This window comes from Pseudoalteromonas sp. DL-6, assembly GCF_004328665.1.
Classification (GTDB): domain Bacteria; phylum Pseudomonadota; class Gammaproteobacteria; order Enterobacterales; family Alteromonadaceae; genus Pseudoalteromonas.
The window spans coordinates 3,067,214-3,083,733 of record NZ_CP019770.1 but is presented as its reverse complement, the minus strand read 5'-3'; the positions used below and the strand labels follow the sequence as shown (position 1 = coordinate 3,083,733).

Below are 16,520 nucleotides of genomic sequence, written 5' to 3'. Positions count from 1 at the left end.
AAAATGTTATCTGAAAAAACTATTGAGATTGTAAAAAGTACAGCTCCATTACTTGCAGAAGCGGGTACAGCCGTCACCGATCATTTTTATAAGCGCATGTTTAGCCATAACCCGGAACTTAAACATATTTTTAATATGACTAACCAAGAAACGGGTCGTCAGCAATTTGCATTATTTAATGCCTTGGCTGCGTATGCGCAAAATATTGATAATTTAGCCGTGTTAAAAGAGGCATTAGCTAGAATTAACCATAAGCATACCAGCTTGAATATTTTACCCGAACACTACCCTATTGTAGGGGCGCATTTGATCGGCACACTTAAAGAGCTTATTCCTGATCAGTTTACAGCTGATGTTGAATACGCATGGCGAGAAGCTTATAACCTACTGGCTGATATTTGTATTACCGAAGAAGCAGCGTTGTATGCACACAGTAAAAATAATCATGGTGGCTGGGTAGGTACACGGAAGTTTGAAATTACTCATAAACATGTTGAGTCTGAATTTGTAACCAGCTTTATCCTCACACCTTTAGACGGCAAAGCTGTTATTTCCCACAAGCCAGGACAATATCTTGGCATTAAAGTTAAGCCTGAGGGGGCTGAATATGAAGAGATCCGCCAGTATTCTATTTCGCAAAAGAGCAATGCTAAAAACTATCGTATTAGCGTTAAAAAAGAGTGCCAACCACAGCCTGGCGTGGTGTCTAACTATTTACACTCACTAGAGCAGGGCGCACTAGTAGAGCTATACCCACCAGCAGGTGATTTCTTTTTGAAAGATGCAACAAGCCCCGTTGTGCTTATTTCTGCAGGTGTTGGCCAAACCCCAATGATGGCTATGCTGCAAACGCTATTGAGTGGCAATACTAATCAAGCGATTAGTTACTTACACGCGTGTGAAAATAGCCTTGAGTATTCATTTAAAGACTACCTAGCTCAGCAAACGGCTATGTATCCACAACTAAAAACCTTAACCTGGTTTAATCAAGGTGGTGAGGGATGTGATTACACAGGGCTTATGGATTTATCTGTGCTTGAGGCATCACTGCCTATTAGTGAGGGTGTATTTTATTTGTGTGGACCAGCTTCGTTCATGGCTTATGTAAAAGGCCAACTACTTGATTTAGGTGTACAGAGCGCGAATATTCATTACGAAATATTTGGACCACACCAAGCATTATAAACATAAGTTTACAGCTTTTTACTGTCGGTGTTTGCGGCATAAGCTTGTTGTTGCCACGCATTAAACAGCTTTTGTTGTTTATTTGATATTTTTAAACCATAAGTTTTTTGCATGTAAGCGTATGCATCGGCAATACGTTTACGTGCATAAACCGGCGGTTCAATAACGCGTTGTTTAAAATTAACCTTAACCTCACAGCGACCATATTGATTAGCATTTTGGGCTAACATGCCAAAGCGATAGTTTGAACGATCAGCGTTAATTTCACCGATTGCGGGAGCTAAATTGTTAATATCAGCTTCCATCATGCGAAACTTTGCACTTACTTTACGGCAATTTTTGCGTCCACCATTTTGCCAGCATTGTAACTGATGACCAAACTCCCAAGCGGGTACAATATGTTCCCATTCTATTCGTAGAGCGCGTTGATTCACGTTACCTGAGCGGGTAAATGTGTTGCGTGGCACATAACCACAATGGGTTGCATCGGGTACTAACTTTTTGCCTTTACGTTTTATGTCGCAACCACAATAGATACTTTTTGCATCCGTTGGTAAGGTTTTAATTAAGTGTTTTTTAGCACTGGAAAAACGAGTAAATTGCTCAGCATTTAGATTAAAGCTGACAACGCAAAGCAATAACGCAAAAATAAAATGCGGCATATCCTATCACTTTAGTGAACTACAGGAGCTGCGATTTTAGAGTGAATAACCTAAATGGTAAATCAGTTTTCAACCGAATCCACTTAAAAGCTCAGGATAGCTGACGTTTTCTTGTTCTGAATCGGATGTTTTGCAGTAATAAAATAAAACCAGTAAAGCTAAAAAATACACTGCTGGCAGCAAAACTAATAAGTAACGGGTTGTTAAAATCCTCGCGCTCATCGTAATCCATAATATGTAGCATCCAAAAGAAGTCAAACACTCGCCAAATATTACTGCGAACTGTAATGAACTCGCCGTTATCAGCATTAAAATATAAGCTGGTGCTAAACATATCGTTAAAATTAACCTGCCAAATATTTTCTTTAAACCCGGCTTCTCTAAAACTGGTTGCCAGATTTTTTGTGCTTATAACGTTTGCTTTAATTAAAAGGTGAGCCTGGGCATTAGCGATGATTTGTGCCTTGCTTGGTGGTGGGAGTGGGTTGCCGGTTACACCATTAAAACTATAGATTTTACTTGCTGTAGTTACCGTAATTACTGGGATATTTAAAAAATGACTATAATTAATTTGTTGGGGTTGTGGTGTATTTGCAATAATTTTATCAAGTGAGGCTGTGTAATCGGCTTGGCTGAAAGGGTTTTCTAGTTGGCGGTTTGCAAGGTGTTTACCGTGTACTTTTTCAAGTGGCATGGCGCTCATAAATAAACCGCCAAGCAGCCATGCAAAAATTTGTATTACTAAAAAGTAGCCTAGCCATTTATGCAGCTTACGGGCTGTTTTAAAAATGCGTTTGTTCATTCGCTTTCTCATTATTATTATTTTTTGTGCAAGGTACCTAATGGAGCTAGCTATCATTAGGTTAATAGCTGTATTAACCGTTACTTTAATACTTGCAGCTTAATAAAGGAATTAAATAAATTATAAGCTGTTGATTTGGTATAAATGCAAAATTAGGTTAAAGTTTGCGGTGAAATTTAAGTGGGGTAACACAACTGTATGTCGGAAATTCAATTTTTAAATGTAGATCTAGAGCTTGAGTCAAAGCAAGATATTAGCGTATTAGTTGCTGATTTAAAAAAGGTCGCAACCATTTTACATTATGATAAAGACGAATACCGCCAACTGGCACGCATTGAGGTGGCTGGTGAAATAACCACACCCGATAAAGCAATTAATCACTTGTGTGAGTTAATCGAGTCGTGTTCACGCAATGCATTAAAGCAATGGTTAAGTTGCTCTCGCAGAACGTTTGATATGGGGTTTGAGTCTGGTACGTCGCCAAAATGTTTTAATCAGGCCTTGCATGCAGATACCTTGTTACGCATATCTGCAATTGGCGCAGGCATTGAAGTTACTATTTACCCTCTGGAAAAGTAATTTAACCTTTTCGCTCGACTACGGCTGCGGTCATTCTTGATACGCAGCAAAGCTCATTGCGGCTATTGGTTATTTTAATATCCCAAACCGAGCTGCGTTTACCTATATGATAAGCCCTTGCGGTGGCGGTTAATGTGCCGTTGCGTGACGCTTTTAAGTGGCTTGCGCTGATCTCTTGCCCAACACAATAAAATCGACTGAAATCAACCACAAAGTTAGCGGCATAACTTGCTACTGTTTCAGCAAGCACGACATTGGCACCACCATGCACTATACCCATTGGATTATGGTGCTCAGGTATGGCTGGCATAGTGGCGACTAAGTAGTCATCACCAATTTCACTGATTTCAATTCCCATGGTCTTCATGAGCGTGCCTTGGCCAGTGATCCCTTGATCTAATTGCTTACAAAACTCTAATGTAATTGGTTGGTGCCAAATACTCATGCTAGCTCCTTGGATAAGTAATTGAGAATTAATATGATAATGCACTGCTAATAATTACATTTATTATTGCGGTTTTAAAGCATCTTATTGTTTAGCCATCATGACTTATAAGGTCTTAATTTATATTTGCGATTTTTAAATAACTGTATATACTCACAGTTAATTGTACTGTATGGAAAACCAGTTGTATGCGACCATTAACAAAACGCCAAGCGCAAATACTCGAACTTATCAAAGTGTTTATTAAAGACACTGGTATGCCTCCTACACGTGCCGAAATTGCACAAACACTGGGTTTTAAAAGTGCAAATGCTGCAGAAGAACACTTAAAAGCACTGGCTAAAAAAGGTGTAATTAAAATGAAGCCGGGTGCGAGTCGCGGCATTCAGCTTGTTGAAGAAGAAGAGCCAGAGCAATTAGGCTTGCCTTTAATTGGTCGGGTTGCTGCGGGTGAGCCAATATTGGCGCAACAGCATGTTGAAAGCCACTGTAAAATTGACCCTTTAATGTTTAAACCTGCGGCCGATTTTTTACTGCGTGTTAACGGCATGAGTATGAAAGATATTGGTATTATGGATGGCGACTTACTCGCTGTACATAAAACTCAAGTGGCTGAAAATGGTCAGGTTATTGTTGCTCGAGTGGATGATGATGTTACGGTTAAACGCCTAGAAAAAGCCGGCAGAAAAGTATTACTGCATGCTGAAAATGACGAGTTTTCGGCAATTGAAGTCGACTTGGAAAATGAATCTTTCAATATTGAAGGCTTAGCGGTAGGTGTTATTCGTAACGCTGACTGGATGTGATAGTTAAACATAACTTAGCGCTTAATATTAATTAGGCGCTGATTTTACTTGTATTATTTTTATGGTACTGCTTTTTAATCGCTTTTGTTATTGTAAATAACATCGCTAAATACTTATATAAATAAATTTATCCTAATTATTTTTAAATCATAAAATTTTATATTTTTTCCGCTGTTATTCAAGCTACCCCTTACCACCTCTGACTCTTAGGTTAACTAACTAATTAGTGACTATTTTTTTGCTGCACTTTTTTAAGTAACCCCTTGTTTATTTTTCATACTCACCTTGCTTATTGTTTATTTTTTAACTAGTTATTAAAGAGCTGGAATAAAAATAACTCACAGCGTAGTCGTTTTGAGCACACACATTTAATAACTCCAGCACCCTTATAAAAAATAAAAATAACGAATGGGCGTTTAAGTCGTATGTCCCTTCGCTTTGCGTCAGCAATAGCATCAAAGGAGCCGTCACATGGGTAAGCTGAGTTCTTCCTTGTGGCTTATATTGTTAGTTTTTTCGCAAAATGTGCTTGCTAATAGCCAATATAATATGCGTAAAGGCGTAACTGATATAAGTAATAATGTATACCAACTACACATGACTATATTTTTAATATGTTGTGTGATTGGGGTGATCGTGTTTGCCATTATGTTTTGGGCACTCATTCATCATCGCAAATCTAAAGGGGCTGTCCCTGCCCAGTTTCATGAAAGCACCAAAGTAGAAATACTCTGGACTGCTATTCCTTTTGTCATCTTAATTGTTATGGCCATTCCTGCGACTAAAACCCTAATTGCCATGGAGGATGCCAGCAAAGCTGATATCACCATAAAAATTACTGGATCACAGTGGAAGTGGCATTACGAATATATGGGGGAGGACGTTGAGTTTTATTCAATGTTAGCGACTCCTCAAAATGAAATAACGAATCTTGCCGATAAAAACCCGAACTATTTACTTGAAGTAGATAAGCCGCTGGTGCTACCGATTAATCAAAAAGTACGTTTTTTAATGACCTCAGATGATGTGATTCACTCATGGTGGGTACCTGATTTTGCTGTTAAAAAAGATGCAAATCCGGGGTTTATCAATGAAACATGGACCAATATTAATGAAGTAGGTACTTACCGCGGGCAGTGTGCAGAGCTGTGTGGTAAAGATCATGGCTTTATGCCTGTTGTGGTAGAAGCAAAAACAGAAGAAGACTTCAAAACGTGGTTGGCAGAGGCTAAACAAGCTAAACAAAAAGCGGCCGCCGAAAGTGCGGCGCTACTTGACCAAGTAGTACCAAAAGAAGAGTTAATGGCACTGGGTGAGCAAGTTTATATGGCGAGCTGTGCTGCGTGTCACCAACCTACAGGTTTAGGCCTGCCAGGGGTTTTTCCTGCACTTAAAGGCAGTCCAATAGTGGTAGGTGATATTAAAGGTCACATCGATATTTTACTTTATGGCAAGCCTGGTACAGCGATGCAGTCTTTTGCCAAGCAATTATCTATTAAGCAGATAGCAGCCGTTATTACTTATAAACGTAACGCATGGGGTAATGACACCGGAGAGGTAATTCAACCAAGCGAAATACAAGCGGCACTGGATGCTGATGGGGAGGCTAAATAATGAGTAGCATTGCAGAACAACCTAATACCAATGAGGCTCATCATGCCCATCAACCCGCTACTGGCTTTAAACGCTGGTTATTTACAACCAACCATAAAGACATAGGCAGCTTATATTTAATTTTTTCACTCACTATGTTTTTAATTGGTGGAGCAATGGCCATGGTGATCCGGGCTGAGCTATTTCAGCCGGGTTTACAGTTAGTTGATCCACACTTTTTTAACCAAATGACCACAGTGCATGGACTGATCATGGTATTTGGTGCAGTAATGCCTGCATTTACTGGATTGGCAAACTGGATGATCCCGCTAATGATTGGTGCGCCAGATATGGCATTACCGAGAATGAACAACTGGAGTTTTTGGATTTTACCGTTTGCGTTCTTAATTCTGCTAGCGTCACTGTTTATGCCTGGTGGCGGCCCTGCATTTGGTTGGACCTTCTACGCTCCGCTTTCCACCACTTATAGTAACGACAACACAGCAATGTTTGTGTTTGCGGTGCATATTATGGGTATTAGTTCGATTATGGGAGCCATTAATGTGGTGGTAACCATAGTGAATATGCGCGCCCCTGGAATGACGTGGATGAAGCTACCGTTATTTGTGTGGACATGGCTGATCACGGCTTTTTTACTTATTGCAGTAATGCCGGTACTTGCTGGTGCAGTTACTATGGTACTCACCGATAAATACTTCGCGACCAGCTTCTTTGACGCCGCTGGTGGTGGCGATCCGGTAATGTTCCAGCATATATTTTGGTTTTTTGGTCATCCTGAAGTTTATATTATGATTTTGCCTGCCTTTGGCATTATCTCTACGATTGTTCCTACTTTTTCACGTAAAAAACTATTTGGTTACGCCTCTATGGTGTACGCCACTTCCTCGATTGCCTTGTTGAGCTTTATCGTGTGGGCACATCATATGTTTACCACTGGTATGCCCGTGGCGGGTGAGTTGTTTTTTATGTACGCGACTATGTTGATATCGGTACCTACCGGCGTAAAAGTATTTAACTGGGTAGCAACTATGTGGCGTGGCTCTATTAGCTTTGAAGTGCCTATGTTATTTAGTATCGCATTTATTGTGCTGTTTACTTTAGGTGGTTTTTCGGGATTGATGCTGGCTATTACGCCTGCTGATTTTCAATACCACGATACTTACTTTGTGGTTGCACACTTTCATTATGTACTCGTAACGGGCGCGGTATTTTCTATTATGGCAGGGGCTTATTATTGGCTGCCAAAATGGACCGGAAATATGTTCAATATTACCTTGGCAAAATGGCATTTTTGGTTGTCTTTGGTAAGTGTAAATGTGCTGTTTTTCCCAATGCATTTTGTGGGATTAGCCGGTATGCCACGTCGAATTCCAGATTATGCACTGCAGTTTGCTGACTTTAACGCCATTATTAGTATAGGTGGGTTTGCCTTTGGTTTATCGCAATTACTGTTTGTTGTCGTTGTGTATAAATGTGCAAAAGGGGGCGATAAAGTGCCTGCAAAAGTTTGGGATGGAGCTGAAGGGCTTGAATGGGAAGTTGATTCACCAGCGCCTTACCATACGTTCTCAACGCCGCCGGATATTAAATAATGAGTCATCTACCGTTATTAAAAAAGCTGGTGGTTATTTGCATTGCAATGTTTGCTTTTGCATTTGCCATGGTACCTATATATGACGTGTTTTGCGATATAACGGGGCTTAATGGTAAGCCCTCGTTAGAACAAGCACAGCAAAGTACCTTGGTTACTGAGAATAGAGAGGTCAGCGTTAGTTTTACCACCCATGCCCAAAGTGGTGCGCCTTTTGAGGTTAAATCTAAAGAATACAGTGTAGATGTAAAACCAGGGGCCATGCGTGAGGTTATGTTTAGCGCTAAAAACAACAGTAATGAAGACAAAGTGATGCAAGCGATACCCTCGGTAGCGCCGGGTAAAGCGGCTAAGTATTTACACAAAATAGCGTGTTTTTGCTTTGACCAGCAACCTTTGAAGGCTGGCGAGGAGTTAGAGTTTAAATTACTTTTTTATGTTGATACTGAGTTACCTAGTGATGTGGAGGAGTTAACTCTGTCTTATACCGTATTTGATATTAGCGAGAAGTTAGTAGCCAGTAATAACTAGCTTATAAAACTAGTGAAAAACTAGGAGCAAATGAAATGAATCAAAAATATGAACATTATTACGTACCTGATCAAAGTCCATGGCCAATAGTTGGCGCGGTGGCGCTATTTTTTATTGCGGTAGGGGCAGCCTTAACAGTTATGGATATGGGTAAAGAGGGAGGCAGTGGTGTTTACTTACTGTATGTGGGTATTGCCGTATTGCTTTATATGCTGTTTAGCTGGTTTAAAAATGTGATTGAAGAGTCTCATCAAGGTTTATATTCTGCACAAATGGATCGCTCATTCAGGCAAGGTATGAGCTGGTTTATTTTTTCAGAAGTCATGTTTTTTATGGCCTTTTTTGGCGCCCTTTTTTATGCCCGCATGTTTTCTGTGCCTTGGCTTGGAGGCGCCGATAACAACGCCATGACTAACGAAGTGTTATGGCCTACTTTTGAGGCTGTGTGGCCATTGTTAAATACCCCAGGGGGCACCTCTACGCAAGCAATGGGCTGGCAAGGGTTACCACTGATAAATACCCTTATTTTATTAGCGTCGTCGGTAACTCTGCATTTTGCTCATGTAGCGATGGAAAATAACAAACGCACTCCACTTAAGGTGTTTTTAGGCGTAACTATTTTGCTGGGAGTATGCTTTTTAGGGCTCCAAGTAGAAGAATATATTTATGCTTATAATGACCTTAATTTAACCCTTGATGCGGGAATTTACGGTAATACCTTCTTTTTGCTAACCGGTTTTCACGGTATGCATGTCACCTTAGGTACCATTATTCTATTAATCGTTTTCCTACGGATTTTAAAAGGTCACTTTACAAAAAATAAGCACTTCGCCTTTCAAGCTGCGGCGTGGTACTGGCATTTTGTTGATGTTGTTTGGCTATGTTTGTTTGTTTTTGTATATGTACTGTAGTGGGCAAAGGTGATTGATTTGCCGTAATTAAACCGAGCTTTAGTGCGGCAATTACCATCACTAACACTACAACAGAAAATAACACTCGACGCCCTAAAAAGTGAGACATGGGGCGTCCATTGGTTTTTCCCGACACCATAATAAATAAAGCACGAAATAAATTAAACAATATAAATAATAACAGTAGAACAATAATAATTTTAATAATCACTGGATTTACCCTATGCAGTTAGTTGTATTTAACAAACAAAAGCTTAGCTCAATAATCACAGTTTGCCTGGTTGTTATTGTGGTATTAGTTTGTATGCGTTTAGGGTTTTGGCAATTACAGCGCGCAGATCAAAAGCAACAGCAGCTTAATGCCATTGAAAATATTCAACAGCAAGGAGTTATGAGCTGGGCACAGTTGCAACAACTGCCAAAAGAGTGGAATAAAACCGGCGTATTAGTTTCGCTGAGTGGTTATTTTGATACCAATAATTATTGGCTGCTCGATAACCAAATTTATAATGGTCAGGTTGGATACGACTTACTGACATTATTAAAATTACCTGATGAGTCGCGCTTTTTATTAGTTAATTTAGGTTGGGTAAAAGCCGGCCGCTCAAGAGAAATCCTACCAAACGTGACAATACCTAGTGGTAAATTTACGTTAACGGCACAAATTAAAGAAGATAATTTAAGTGGCTTTACCTTAGCTAATAGCAATACTCAGTCAGATTTAGCTAAACGAGTTCAAATCATTGATCTGCAAGCTCTCAGTAGCCAATCCCAGCGAACTTTAGTGGATTTTATAGCCTATCGCCAAGGCGACGAAGATGAGATTGCGGCCCCCCATTATGAAGCTGTTGTGATGAGTCCAGAGAAACATTATGCCTACTCAGTACAGTGGTTTCTAATTGCAATTGCCTGTGTGGTAGTTGCTATTTTTGCAAGCAAGAAGAGGATAGATAATGAAAAATAAACCCCTGTTGCTCTTTGTAGTATGTTGCGCTATCCCATTAGTGCTGGCTTACAGCGCGTTAAAACTTGATTGGCTACCTACAGCAATTACTAATCATGGTGAGTTTTTAAAACGTGAAATTAAGCTAGACAATTGGCAGCAGCATAATCCAAAACAATGGACCATTGCTTTAAATTATTCAGCACAATGTAAAGAGCCTTGCTCTGAGCAGCTCGCCGCTTTAGATAATTTATATGTTGCCCTTGGCAAAAACCAACACAAAGTAGATATGGCGATAATTGGTGAACCCGAAGCAGCGAAGCCGCATTGGCATATGATTGCTGCACAACAGCAGTTAAGACCCGCGAGTTTGTATTTAATAGACCATATGGGACTGATAGTGCTGGAATATCCATTTAACCCTCAACCACAAGAAAACCGTTTGATACAAAAGGGATTATTAAAAGATCTAAAAAAATTACTTAATTACTCTCGTTCAAGCTAAGTAGAGGCTGCTATGTATAAAAACTATAAAAATTTGGTATTAGCAACGAGTTTATTCGCATTAATTGTGGTAGCTCTAGGCGCATATACGCGCTTAAGTGACGCAGGGCTTGGTTGCCCCGATTGGCCTGGTTGTTATGGCTTTTTAACCGTACCAAAACATGAAGCCGAGATTGCGCATGCGATTCAAAGCTACCCCGATATGATATTTGAAACAGCAAAAGCATGGAAAGAAATGATTCATCGCTATTTTGCCGGCACGCTGGGGGTATTAATTTTAGTGTTGTTTATTTTGGCTTTTGTAAAACGCCAGTATCCAACTACGCCTGTAAAATTACCGATGCTACTGCTTTTGCTTGTTATTTTTCAGGCCGCGCTAGGTATGTGGACGGTGACTATGAACCTGCAGCCGCTTATTGTGATGGGGCATTTACTCGGAGGGTTTAGTATTTTGGCGTTATTAACGTTGTTGTACTTACGGCTGACTAGCCAGCCAATTACGGGGGGGGACGCAGGTGCAAAACCTCACTTTAAACTAAGCTTGGTGGCGCTCACGGTACTTATTTTACAAATCGCCTTAGGTGGCTGGTTAGCGGCTAATTATGCCGCGCCACATTGTAATGGTTTACCGCTATGTAGCTATGCTCAGCCGTTTTCGCTCAGTAGTGTTTTTCAGCTACCGTTAGAGCACAGCAATTATGAGTTTGGCGTGTTGTCACAACAAGCGCGTATGTCTATTCATTTACTGCATCGTATGTGGGCATTGGTCACTTGTATTGTGTTGGCACTCGTTATGTGGCGAATATACAGCCATGCCTATTCACAAAAAATTAAAAGCTGCACAGTGAGTGTATTGGTAGCGTTATTTTGCCAGATAGCGTTGGGGTTAGCTGTAGTATATTTTCACTTTCCGATCAGTGTTGCGCTGGCGCATAACTTAATGGCTGCCATACTGTTATTAACTATGGTTAGGTTATGTTATTACCTAAAAGTCCGTACCTAAAGGGGAATCGTTATGGCACTTACAATTAACAAAAAAGCAATGCAGCCCGTTTATAGCCCATCGTTATTGACTAAAAGTTATCATTTAATCCAAGATTATTTAGCAATCAGTAAATTTAAAGTAGTAGCTATGCTGGTGTTAACGGCATGGGTGGGCTTAGCACTCGCCCCTGACGTTGGCAGAGGTATTGGGGTTCAATTCATAAGTTTATTAGGGATAGGCTTACTCTCTGCGGCAGCTGCTGTTATCAACCATGTGGTTGATAGCGAAATTGATAGTAAAATGGCACGTACACGCCACCGCCCAGTCGCCAAAGGACGCTTAAGTAAATTACATGCACTTAGTTTTGCAACTGTAATTGGTGTGGCAGGATTTATTATGTTGATGTTGTGGGCAAATACACTCACCGCCATACTCACTTTATTTGCACTTGTTGGTTATGCGTTTATTTATACGTCGTTTTTAAAACGTGCTACGCCACAAAATATAGTGATTGGTGGTTTGGCAGGCGCCATGCCACCTTTACTTGGTTGGGTGTCTGAAACCAATCAAATGGCCGCTGCTCCTTGGTTGCTGGTGATGATTATATTTACATGGACTCCTCCGCATTTTTGGGCGTTAGCCATTGCGCGTAAAAGTGATTACGAACGCGCTAAAATCCCCATGTTACCCGTGACCCATGGAATCGACTTTTGTAAAACCTGTGTGCTCGCGTACTCAGTACTATTAGCCATAGTGTGCGTACTGCCTTATTTGATAAGTATGTCGGGGCTAATTTATTTAAGCGGGGCATGTATTCTCAATGTGGTATTTGTATACAAAGCAATTAACTTAAAATTTGCCGCCAAAGAGGACACCGCGATGGATTTATTTCGTTTTTCGATTATTCATTTAATGATACTCTTTGTTATCTTATTTATAGATAAATGGCTAACTATATGAAGCAGTTATGGTGTGGGTTAATTGTTTTTTCGGTGCTTTTTTTATCGGCATGTGGTGATAAAAAAAATTTACAAGATCTTGATGCATTAGTGTACGAAACTGCAAAACCGTTATCTGATTTCTCGCTGAATGATCAACAGGGGGAGTTAGTGACAAAACAGCAGTTTTTAGATCAGTGGAACTTAGTGTTTTTAGGCTACACAAGCTGCCCTGACATTTGTCCAATGACGCTTGCTAAGCTCAACAATGTCTATAAAAACTTACAAGCTGATTATCCACTGCAGGTGTGGTTTATATCTGTCGATCCTAAACGAGATATTGCTCAAAAACGTAAAGAGTACATAGATTATTTTAACCCTGCCTTTTTAGCTGTATCTGGGGAGCATAAAGACTTGTTTCCATTTGTACGAGAACTTGGATTAATTTACGCAATTAGTGATAGTGATGAGTCTGACTATGCGGTGGATCATAGTGCATCGGTTGCACTTGTTGATGGCAGTGGTGCATTAAGAGCTATTTTTAAGCCTGAATTTAAACAAGGTGATGTGCCTTTGGTTAATACTACAAAATTAACAGCGGAATTTATTGAAATAGCAGATTTCTACAAAAACTAGCTTTTAATGGTTTAATAATTTTAAAGGGGCTTTGTGCCCCTTTTTACGTTTTTTAACAGCTATTTTTAATTAATTAGTTATTTTTTAGTCGTTTTTATGGCGTTTTCTTTATCTCAGTCTAAGCTTTTGTTATGGATTGAGTTGATAAGGAAAAGCTTAAAAATGCTTAAACTACCAAATGAGCTTTCAATTGTTCAGGTTGACGTTTTACATCAAGATTTATTAAGCGAGCTTAATAATAGCCGAGATATTTGTCTGGATATTAGCGATGTTATGTCTGCTGATACCGCCTCGGTTCAACTCCTTTGTGCCCTACAAAAACACCTTCTTACTATCAATCAAAAAATTGCCTGGGTTGGCAGCAGTGACGCATTAAAAAATGCCATTGAACAACTCGGTTTAAGTGAATATTTAGCTTCAGAAAGTACTAACTAGAGGTTTATATGAAAAGAATTTTAGCTGTCGATGATTCTGCATCAATGCGCCAAATGGTGAGCTTTACGTTAAAAACAGCAGGGTTTGATGTTACCGAAGCCAAAGATGGCAGCGAGGCATTAGCCATTGCCAAGCAACAAGGTTTTGATGCAGTTATTTCTGATGTAAACATGCCAATTATGGATGGGATCACGCTTATTAGAGAACTAAGAGGGCTACCAGATTACAAGTTTACACCGCTGCTTATGCTTACTACGGAGTCGGGGATGGATAAAAAAGTAGAAGGTAAAGCTGCTGGGGCAACAGGATGGATTGTAAAACCTTTTAATCCAGATCAGCTATTAGCCGTGCTAAAAAAAGTAATCCGTTAACTTAGGAGTGCACTGTGAGTATTGATTTAAGCCAGTTTTTTGAAGTGTTCTTTGAAGAGAGTTTTGAAGGCCTCGATATCATGGAGACTGAATTACTCAACTTAGTGCCAGGCGAAGAAGACTTAGAAACCATTAATACTATATTTAGAGCTGCTCATTCAATAAAAGGGGGCAGTGCTACTTTTGGATTTAACTCAATTGCAAATTTTACCCATGTATTAGAAACATTACTAGATCAAATTCGTGAAGGTGAGCGCAATATAACTAGCGAGCATATTAATTTATTACTTAAATCAGTAGATTGCTTAAGAGCTTTGCTAAGCTCACTAAAAGTACAGGAAGAACCTGATTTAACCCAAGCAGACACTTTGCGAGAACAGTTTGAAAGCTTACTAGGTATGCCAGCAAGTGAAGTTCAAGGTGATGAAACACACCTTGAGCAGGTTATCGTTAATACTTACCAGATTGATTTTAAGCCACATTTTCATCTATTTAAAACCGGTAACGAACCTTTGTTTATGATCAGCGAATTAGCTGAGCTTGGTGAGTTAGAAGTACAAGTATTCACCGATGCGATACCTGACATTAAAGAATTAACCACTGATGAGTGCTTTTTATATTGGCGATTTTTCTTAAATACTGAACGTGATGACCAAGCCATTAAAGAGATTTTTGAATGGGTTGAAGATGATGCAGATATTAAAGTCGAGCTATGTGGCGGCTTATTTAATGATGCTAAAGCCGAGTCAGAGGAAGTAATTAACGAACCGGCTATTGTGGAGGAAGCTTCCAAAACTGCTGAGCAACCCAAAGCGAGTAAAGCAAAGGCACCTGCCAATACGCCCAGCGCTAAAGCTGCGCCTGAATCTACTTCTATTCGGGTTGGTATCGATAAGGTTGATTCATTAATTAATATGGTGGGCGAGTTGGTCATTACCCAAGCAATGTTAAATCAGCTTAGCGAACAGGAAATGACAGCCACCACGGTAACGTCTCTTCAAGAGGGATTGGCGCAATTAGCGCATAACACTCGAGATTTACAAGAAAATGTGATGCGTATTCGTATGCTGCCAATTAATTTTGTGTTTAGCCGCTTTCCGCGTTTGGTGCGTGATATTGCTCAAAAGCTTAATAAAGAGGTGGAGTTAAAACTGATTGGAGAGCAAACCGAGCTAGATAAAACCGTGATGGAAAAAATATCTGATCCTATGGTGCATTTAGTAAGAAACTCTTTGGATCATGGTATTGAAACTGTAGAAAAGCGTATTGCAGCAGGTAAAGATCCTGTGGGCAAGGTTACGTTAAATGCTTTTCATCAGGGAGGTAACATCGTCATAGAAATAATGGACGATGGCCAAGGCCTTAACACCCAAAAGATTAAAGAAAAAGCAATTGCCAACGAGCTAATTACGGGCGATAGCGAGTTAACAGATGATGAGATTAACGAACTCATATTTATGCCAGGGTTTTCTACCGCTGATGAGGTAAGTGACTTATCTGGCCGGGGTGTAGGTATGGACGTGGTTAAACGTAATATTCAATCATTAAATGGGTCAGTAGAGGTCACTTCTGCACAAGGTATTGGTTCTACTTTTACTATTCGGCTGCCGCTCACTTTGGCTATTTTAGATGGGCAATTGGTTAAAGTGGCCAAGCATACTTACATCATCCCATTAATCTCAATTGTAGAGTCATTACAAATTGATATCTCCAAAGTCAGTCGAGTTGGTAAAGACTTAGACGTACTTAGATTACGTGACGAATACATTCCTATTCTGCGTTTATACGATATTTTTAATCATCAAAATGCGATTGAATCGCTAGACAAAACCCTGTTGGTTGTAGTGGAAAACGACAACCAAAAAGTAGGGCTGCTAGTTGATGATTTATTGTCGCAACAGCAGGTGGTTATAAAAAGTTTAGAAGCTAATTACCATAAAGTGGATGGAGTATCGGGGGCAACCATTTTAGGCGATGGGCGGGTCTCGTTAATTTTAGATATTAGCGGTTTAATTAAGCTTTCTGGGTTAAAAAAACCTGGCAGCCAAGCATTAAGTATTGAGCCATCGGCGACTCTGGAGGATTCATGTTCTCTGAATCAATAGCATTAAATAGCAATATTGAACTACAGCGCAAAGAAGGCGTTAAGCAGTTTCTTACCTTTATTATGGCTGAAGAAGAATACGGAGTAGACATATTAACGGTGCAAGAAATTCGCAGCTGGGAAGACATAACCGCATTGCCAAATGCCCCTGAGTACGTAAAAGGCGTTATTAATTTGCGTGGCACTATAGTCCCTATTATTGATTTGCGGTTACGTTTTGGTTTACCCACCATTGAGTATGGACCGTTAACAGTAGTGATTATTGTAAAAGTAGAGTTTGAACAAGAAAGTAAAGTAATGGGTATTACGGTAGATGCGGTGGCGGATGTTTATAGTATTGCCGAGCAAGATGCTAAAGCCGTACCGAGTTTAACCCAAACCAATGAAAGTGAATATGTCGCAGGGTTAGTTAACGTGGGCGAAAAAATGATCGCCCTGATTGACTTGCCTGCAACCATGGATATTTAGCGGTAACAGT

The 16,520-nt window shown here is 39.9% G+C and carries 20 protein-coding genes; 16 read left to right on the top strand and 4 right to left on the bottom strand.

The window, feature by feature from the left end; genetic code table 11:
* Positions 1-3 precede the first annotated feature (3 nt).
* Positions 4-1,185 carry an NO-inducible flavohemoprotein gene (hmpA, locus tag B1F84_RS14440; protein ID WP_131691808.1) on the top strand — a complete coding sequence of 394 codons (1,182 nt, stop codon included), beginning with the start codon at positions 4-6 and terminating at the stop codon, positions 1,183-1,185.
* Between the two features lie 8 nt (positions 1,186-1,193).
* Here the strand turns inward: hmpA and B1F84_RS14435 are convergent, their stop codons facing one another.
* Complete coding sequence (locus tag B1F84_RS14435; RefSeq protein ID WP_008465604.1) at positions 1,194-1,847, bottom strand: endonuclease; 654 nt, start codon at positions 1,845-1,847, stop codon at positions 1,194-1,196.
* 91 nt (positions 1,848-1,938) lie between these two features.
* Positions 1,939-2,649, bottom strand: a complete 711-nt coding sequence (locus B1F84_RS14430) for a hypothetical protein (protein WP_131691807.1) — start codon at positions 2,647-2,649, stop codon at positions 1,939-1,941.
* A gap of 198 nt (positions 2,650-2,847) precedes the next feature.
* On the opposite strand from B1F84_RS14430, the gene B1F84_RS14425 reads away from it, so the two are divergent.
* Complete coding sequence (locus tag B1F84_RS14425; protein ID WP_008114170.1) at positions 2,848-3,228, top strand: hypothetical protein; 381 nt, start codon at positions 2,848-2,850, stop codon at positions 3,226-3,228.
* 1 nt (position 3,229) lies between these two features.
* On the opposite strand, the gene B1F84_RS14420 is transcribed toward B1F84_RS14425, so the two are convergent.
* Positions 3,230-3,673 carry a PaaI family thioesterase gene (locus B1F84_RS14420; RefSeq protein WP_008114168.1) on the bottom strand — a complete coding sequence of 148 codons (444 nt, stop codon included), beginning with the start codon at positions 3,671-3,673 and terminating at the stop codon, positions 3,230-3,232.
* Positions 3,674-3,861: 188 nt separating this feature from the next.
* Between B1F84_RS14420 and lexA the strand changes: the two genes are divergently transcribed.
* The 5 genes from lexA (at position 3,862) to B1F84_RS14395 (ending at position 9,126) form a co-directional block, all read left to right on the top strand.
* Positions 3,862-4,479, top strand: coding sequence for a transcriptional repressor LexA (gene lexA / locus B1F84_RS14415; protein ID WP_008114166.1), 618 nt, complete (start codon positions 3,862-3,864; stop codon positions 4,477-4,479).
* Between the two features lie 471 nt (positions 4,480-4,950).
* Positions 4,951-6,093, top strand: coding sequence for a cytochrome c oxidase subunit II (gene coxB, locus B1F84_RS14410; protein WP_008465602.1), 1,143 nt, complete (start codon positions 4,951-4,953; stop codon positions 6,091-6,093).
* Positions 6,093-7,685, top strand: coding sequence for a cytochrome c oxidase subunit I (ctaD, locus tag B1F84_RS14405; protein WP_008114160.1), 1,593 nt, complete (start codon positions 6,093-6,095; stop codon positions 7,683-7,685). Before coxB ends, ctaD begins: the two co-directional genes overlap by 1 nt.
* Positions 7,685-8,215 (top strand): cytochrome c oxidase assembly protein, encoded by a 531-nt coding sequence (locus B1F84_RS14400; protein ID WP_131691806.1) that lies wholly within the window; start codon positions 7,685-7,687, stop codon positions 8,213-8,215. Before ctaD ends, B1F84_RS14400 begins: the two co-directional genes overlap by 1 nt.
* A gap of 35 nt (positions 8,216-8,250) precedes the next feature.
* Positions 8,251-9,126: a cytochrome c oxidase subunit 3 gene (locus B1F84_RS14395; RefSeq protein WP_010392387.1), complete on the top strand. Its 876-nt coding sequence runs from the start codon at positions 8,251-8,253 to the stop codon at positions 9,124-9,126.
* Here B1F84_RS14395 and B1F84_RS18080 read toward each other — a convergent pair.
* Positions 9,026-9,337: a DUF2909 domain-containing protein gene (locus B1F84_RS18080; RefSeq protein ID WP_131691805.1), complete on the bottom strand. Its 312-nt coding sequence runs from the start codon at positions 9,335-9,337 to the stop codon at positions 9,026-9,028. The genes B1F84_RS14395 and B1F84_RS18080 overlap by 101 nt on opposite strands.
* Before the next feature lie 12 nt (positions 9,338-9,349).
* Between B1F84_RS18080 and B1F84_RS14385 the strand changes: the two genes are divergently transcribed.
* The 9 genes from B1F84_RS14385 (at position 9,350) to B1F84_RS14345 (ending at position 16,510) form a co-directional block, all read left to right on the top strand.
* Entirely contained in the window at positions 9,350-10,090 is a 741-nt protein-coding gene (locus tag B1F84_RS14385) for an SURF1 family protein (RefSeq protein ID WP_131691804.1), read from the top strand.
* Complete coding sequence (locus B1F84_RS14380) at positions 10,080-10,574, top strand: transmembrane cytochrome oxidase associated protein (RefSeq protein WP_131691803.1); 495 nt, start codon at positions 10,080-10,082, stop codon at positions 10,572-10,574. Before B1F84_RS14385 ends, B1F84_RS14380 begins: the two co-directional genes overlap by 11 nt.
* 12 nt (positions 10,575-10,586) lie before the next feature.
* The gene (locus B1F84_RS14375; protein ID WP_131691802.1) at positions 10,587-11,576 is read left to right on the top strand and encodes a COX15/CtaA family protein; all 990 of its coding nucleotides are present in this window, start codon (positions 10,587-10,589) and stop codon (positions 11,574-11,576) included.
* A 12-nt stretch (positions 11,577-11,588) separates the two neighbouring features.
* Positions 11,589-12,518 carry a heme o synthase gene (gene cyoE, locus B1F84_RS14370; protein WP_131691801.1) on the top strand — a complete coding sequence of 310 codons (930 nt, stop codon included), beginning with the start codon at positions 11,589-11,591 and terminating at the stop codon, positions 12,516-12,518.
* Complete coding sequence (locus B1F84_RS14365; protein WP_131691800.1) at positions 12,515-13,132, top strand: SCO family protein; 618 nt, start codon at positions 12,515-12,517, stop codon at positions 13,130-13,132. The genes cyoE and B1F84_RS14365 overlap by 4 nt, the downstream gene beginning before the upstream one ends.
* 162 nt (positions 13,133-13,294) lie before the next feature.
* Positions 13,295-13,567, top strand: a complete 273-nt coding sequence (locus B1F84_RS14360) for an STAS domain-containing protein (RefSeq protein WP_008465590.1) — start codon at positions 13,295-13,297, stop codon at positions 13,565-13,567.
* Positions 13,568-13,575: 8 nt separating this feature from the next.
* Entirely contained in the window at positions 13,576-13,938 is a 363-nt protein-coding gene (locus B1F84_RS14355) for a response regulator (protein WP_008115349.1), read from the top strand.
* A gap of 14 nt (positions 13,939-13,952) precedes the next feature.
* Entirely contained in the window at positions 13,953-16,043 is a 2,091-nt protein-coding gene (locus B1F84_RS14350; RefSeq protein ID WP_131691799.1) for a chemotaxis protein CheA, read from the top strand.
* Positions 16,025-16,510 carry a chemotaxis protein CheW gene (locus B1F84_RS14345; protein WP_076919607.1) on the top strand — a complete coding sequence of 162 codons (486 nt, stop codon included), beginning with the start codon at positions 16,025-16,027 and terminating at the stop codon, positions 16,508-16,510. The genes B1F84_RS14350 and B1F84_RS14345 overlap by 19 nt, the downstream gene beginning before the upstream one ends.
* Positions 16,511-16,520 lie beyond the last annotated feature (10 nt).

Bases quoted from the DNA above. Each gene is read 5' to 3' on its own strand.
- cyoE (WP_131691801.1), top strand. From the start codon at position 11,589: ATGGCACTTACAATTAACAAAAAAGCAATGCAGCCCGTTTATAGCCCA.
- B1F84_RS14355 (WP_008115349.1), top strand. From the start codon at position 13,576: ATGAAAAGAATTTTAGCTGTCGATGATTCTGCATCAATGCGCCAAATG.
- B1F84_RS14430 (WP_131691807.1), bottom strand. From the start codon at position 2,649: ATGAACAAACGCATTTTTAAAACAGCCCGTAAGCTGCATAAATGGCTA.
- B1F84_RS14360 (WP_008465590.1), top strand. From the start codon at position 13,295: ATGCTTAAACTACCAAATGAGCTTTCAATTGTTCAGGTTGACGTTTTA.
- B1F84_RS14395 (WP_010392387.1), top strand. From the start codon at position 8,251: ATGAATCAAAAATATGAACATTATTACGTACCTGATCAAAGTCCATGG.
- B1F84_RS14385 (WP_131691804.1), top strand. From the start codon at position 9,350: ATGCAGTTAGTTGTATTTAACAAACAAAAGCTTAGCTCAATAATCACA.
- B1F84_RS14400 (WP_131691806.1), top strand. From the start codon at position 7,685: ATGAGTCATCTACCGTTATTAAAAAAGCTGGTGGTTATTTGCATTGCA.
- B1F84_RS14425 (WP_008114170.1), top strand. From the start codon at position 2,848: ATGTCGGAAATTCAATTTTTAAATGTAGATCTAGAGCTTGAGTCAAAG.
- B1F84_RS14380 (WP_131691803.1), top strand. From the start codon at position 10,080: ATGAAAAATAAACCCCTGTTGCTCTTTGTAGTATGTTGCGCTATCCCA.
- ctaD (WP_008114160.1), top strand. From the start codon at position 6,093: ATGAGTAGCATTGCAGAACAACCTAATACCAATGAGGCTCATCATGCC.
- coxB (WP_008465602.1), top strand. From the start codon at position 4,951: ATGGGTAAGCTGAGTTCTTCCTTGTGGCTTATATTGTTAGTTTTTTCG.
- B1F84_RS14375 (WP_131691802.1), top strand. From the start codon at position 10,587: ATGTATAAAAACTATAAAAATTTGGTATTAGCAACGAGTTTATTCGCA.
- lexA (WP_008114166.1), top strand. From the start codon at position 3,862: ATGCGACCATTAACAAAACGCCAAGCGCAAATACTCGAACTTATCAAA.
- B1F84_RS14365 (WP_131691800.1), top strand. From the start codon at position 12,515: ATGAAGCAGTTATGGTGTGGGTTAATTGTTTTTTCGGTGCTTTTTTTA.
- B1F84_RS14435 (WP_008465604.1), bottom strand. From the start codon at position 1,847: ATGCCGCATTTTATTTTTGCGTTATTGCTTTGCGTTGTCAGCTTTAAT.
- B1F84_RS14345 (WP_076919607.1), top strand. From the start codon at position 16,025: ATGTTCTCTGAATCAATAGCATTAAATAGCAATATTGAACTACAGCGC.
- B1F84_RS14420 (WP_008114168.1), bottom strand. From the start codon at position 3,673: ATGAGTATTTGGCACCAACCAATTACATTAGAGTTTTGTAAGCAATTA.
- hmpA (WP_131691808.1), top strand. From the start codon at position 4: ATGTTATCTGAAAAAACTATTGAGATTGTAAAAAGTACAGCTCCATTA.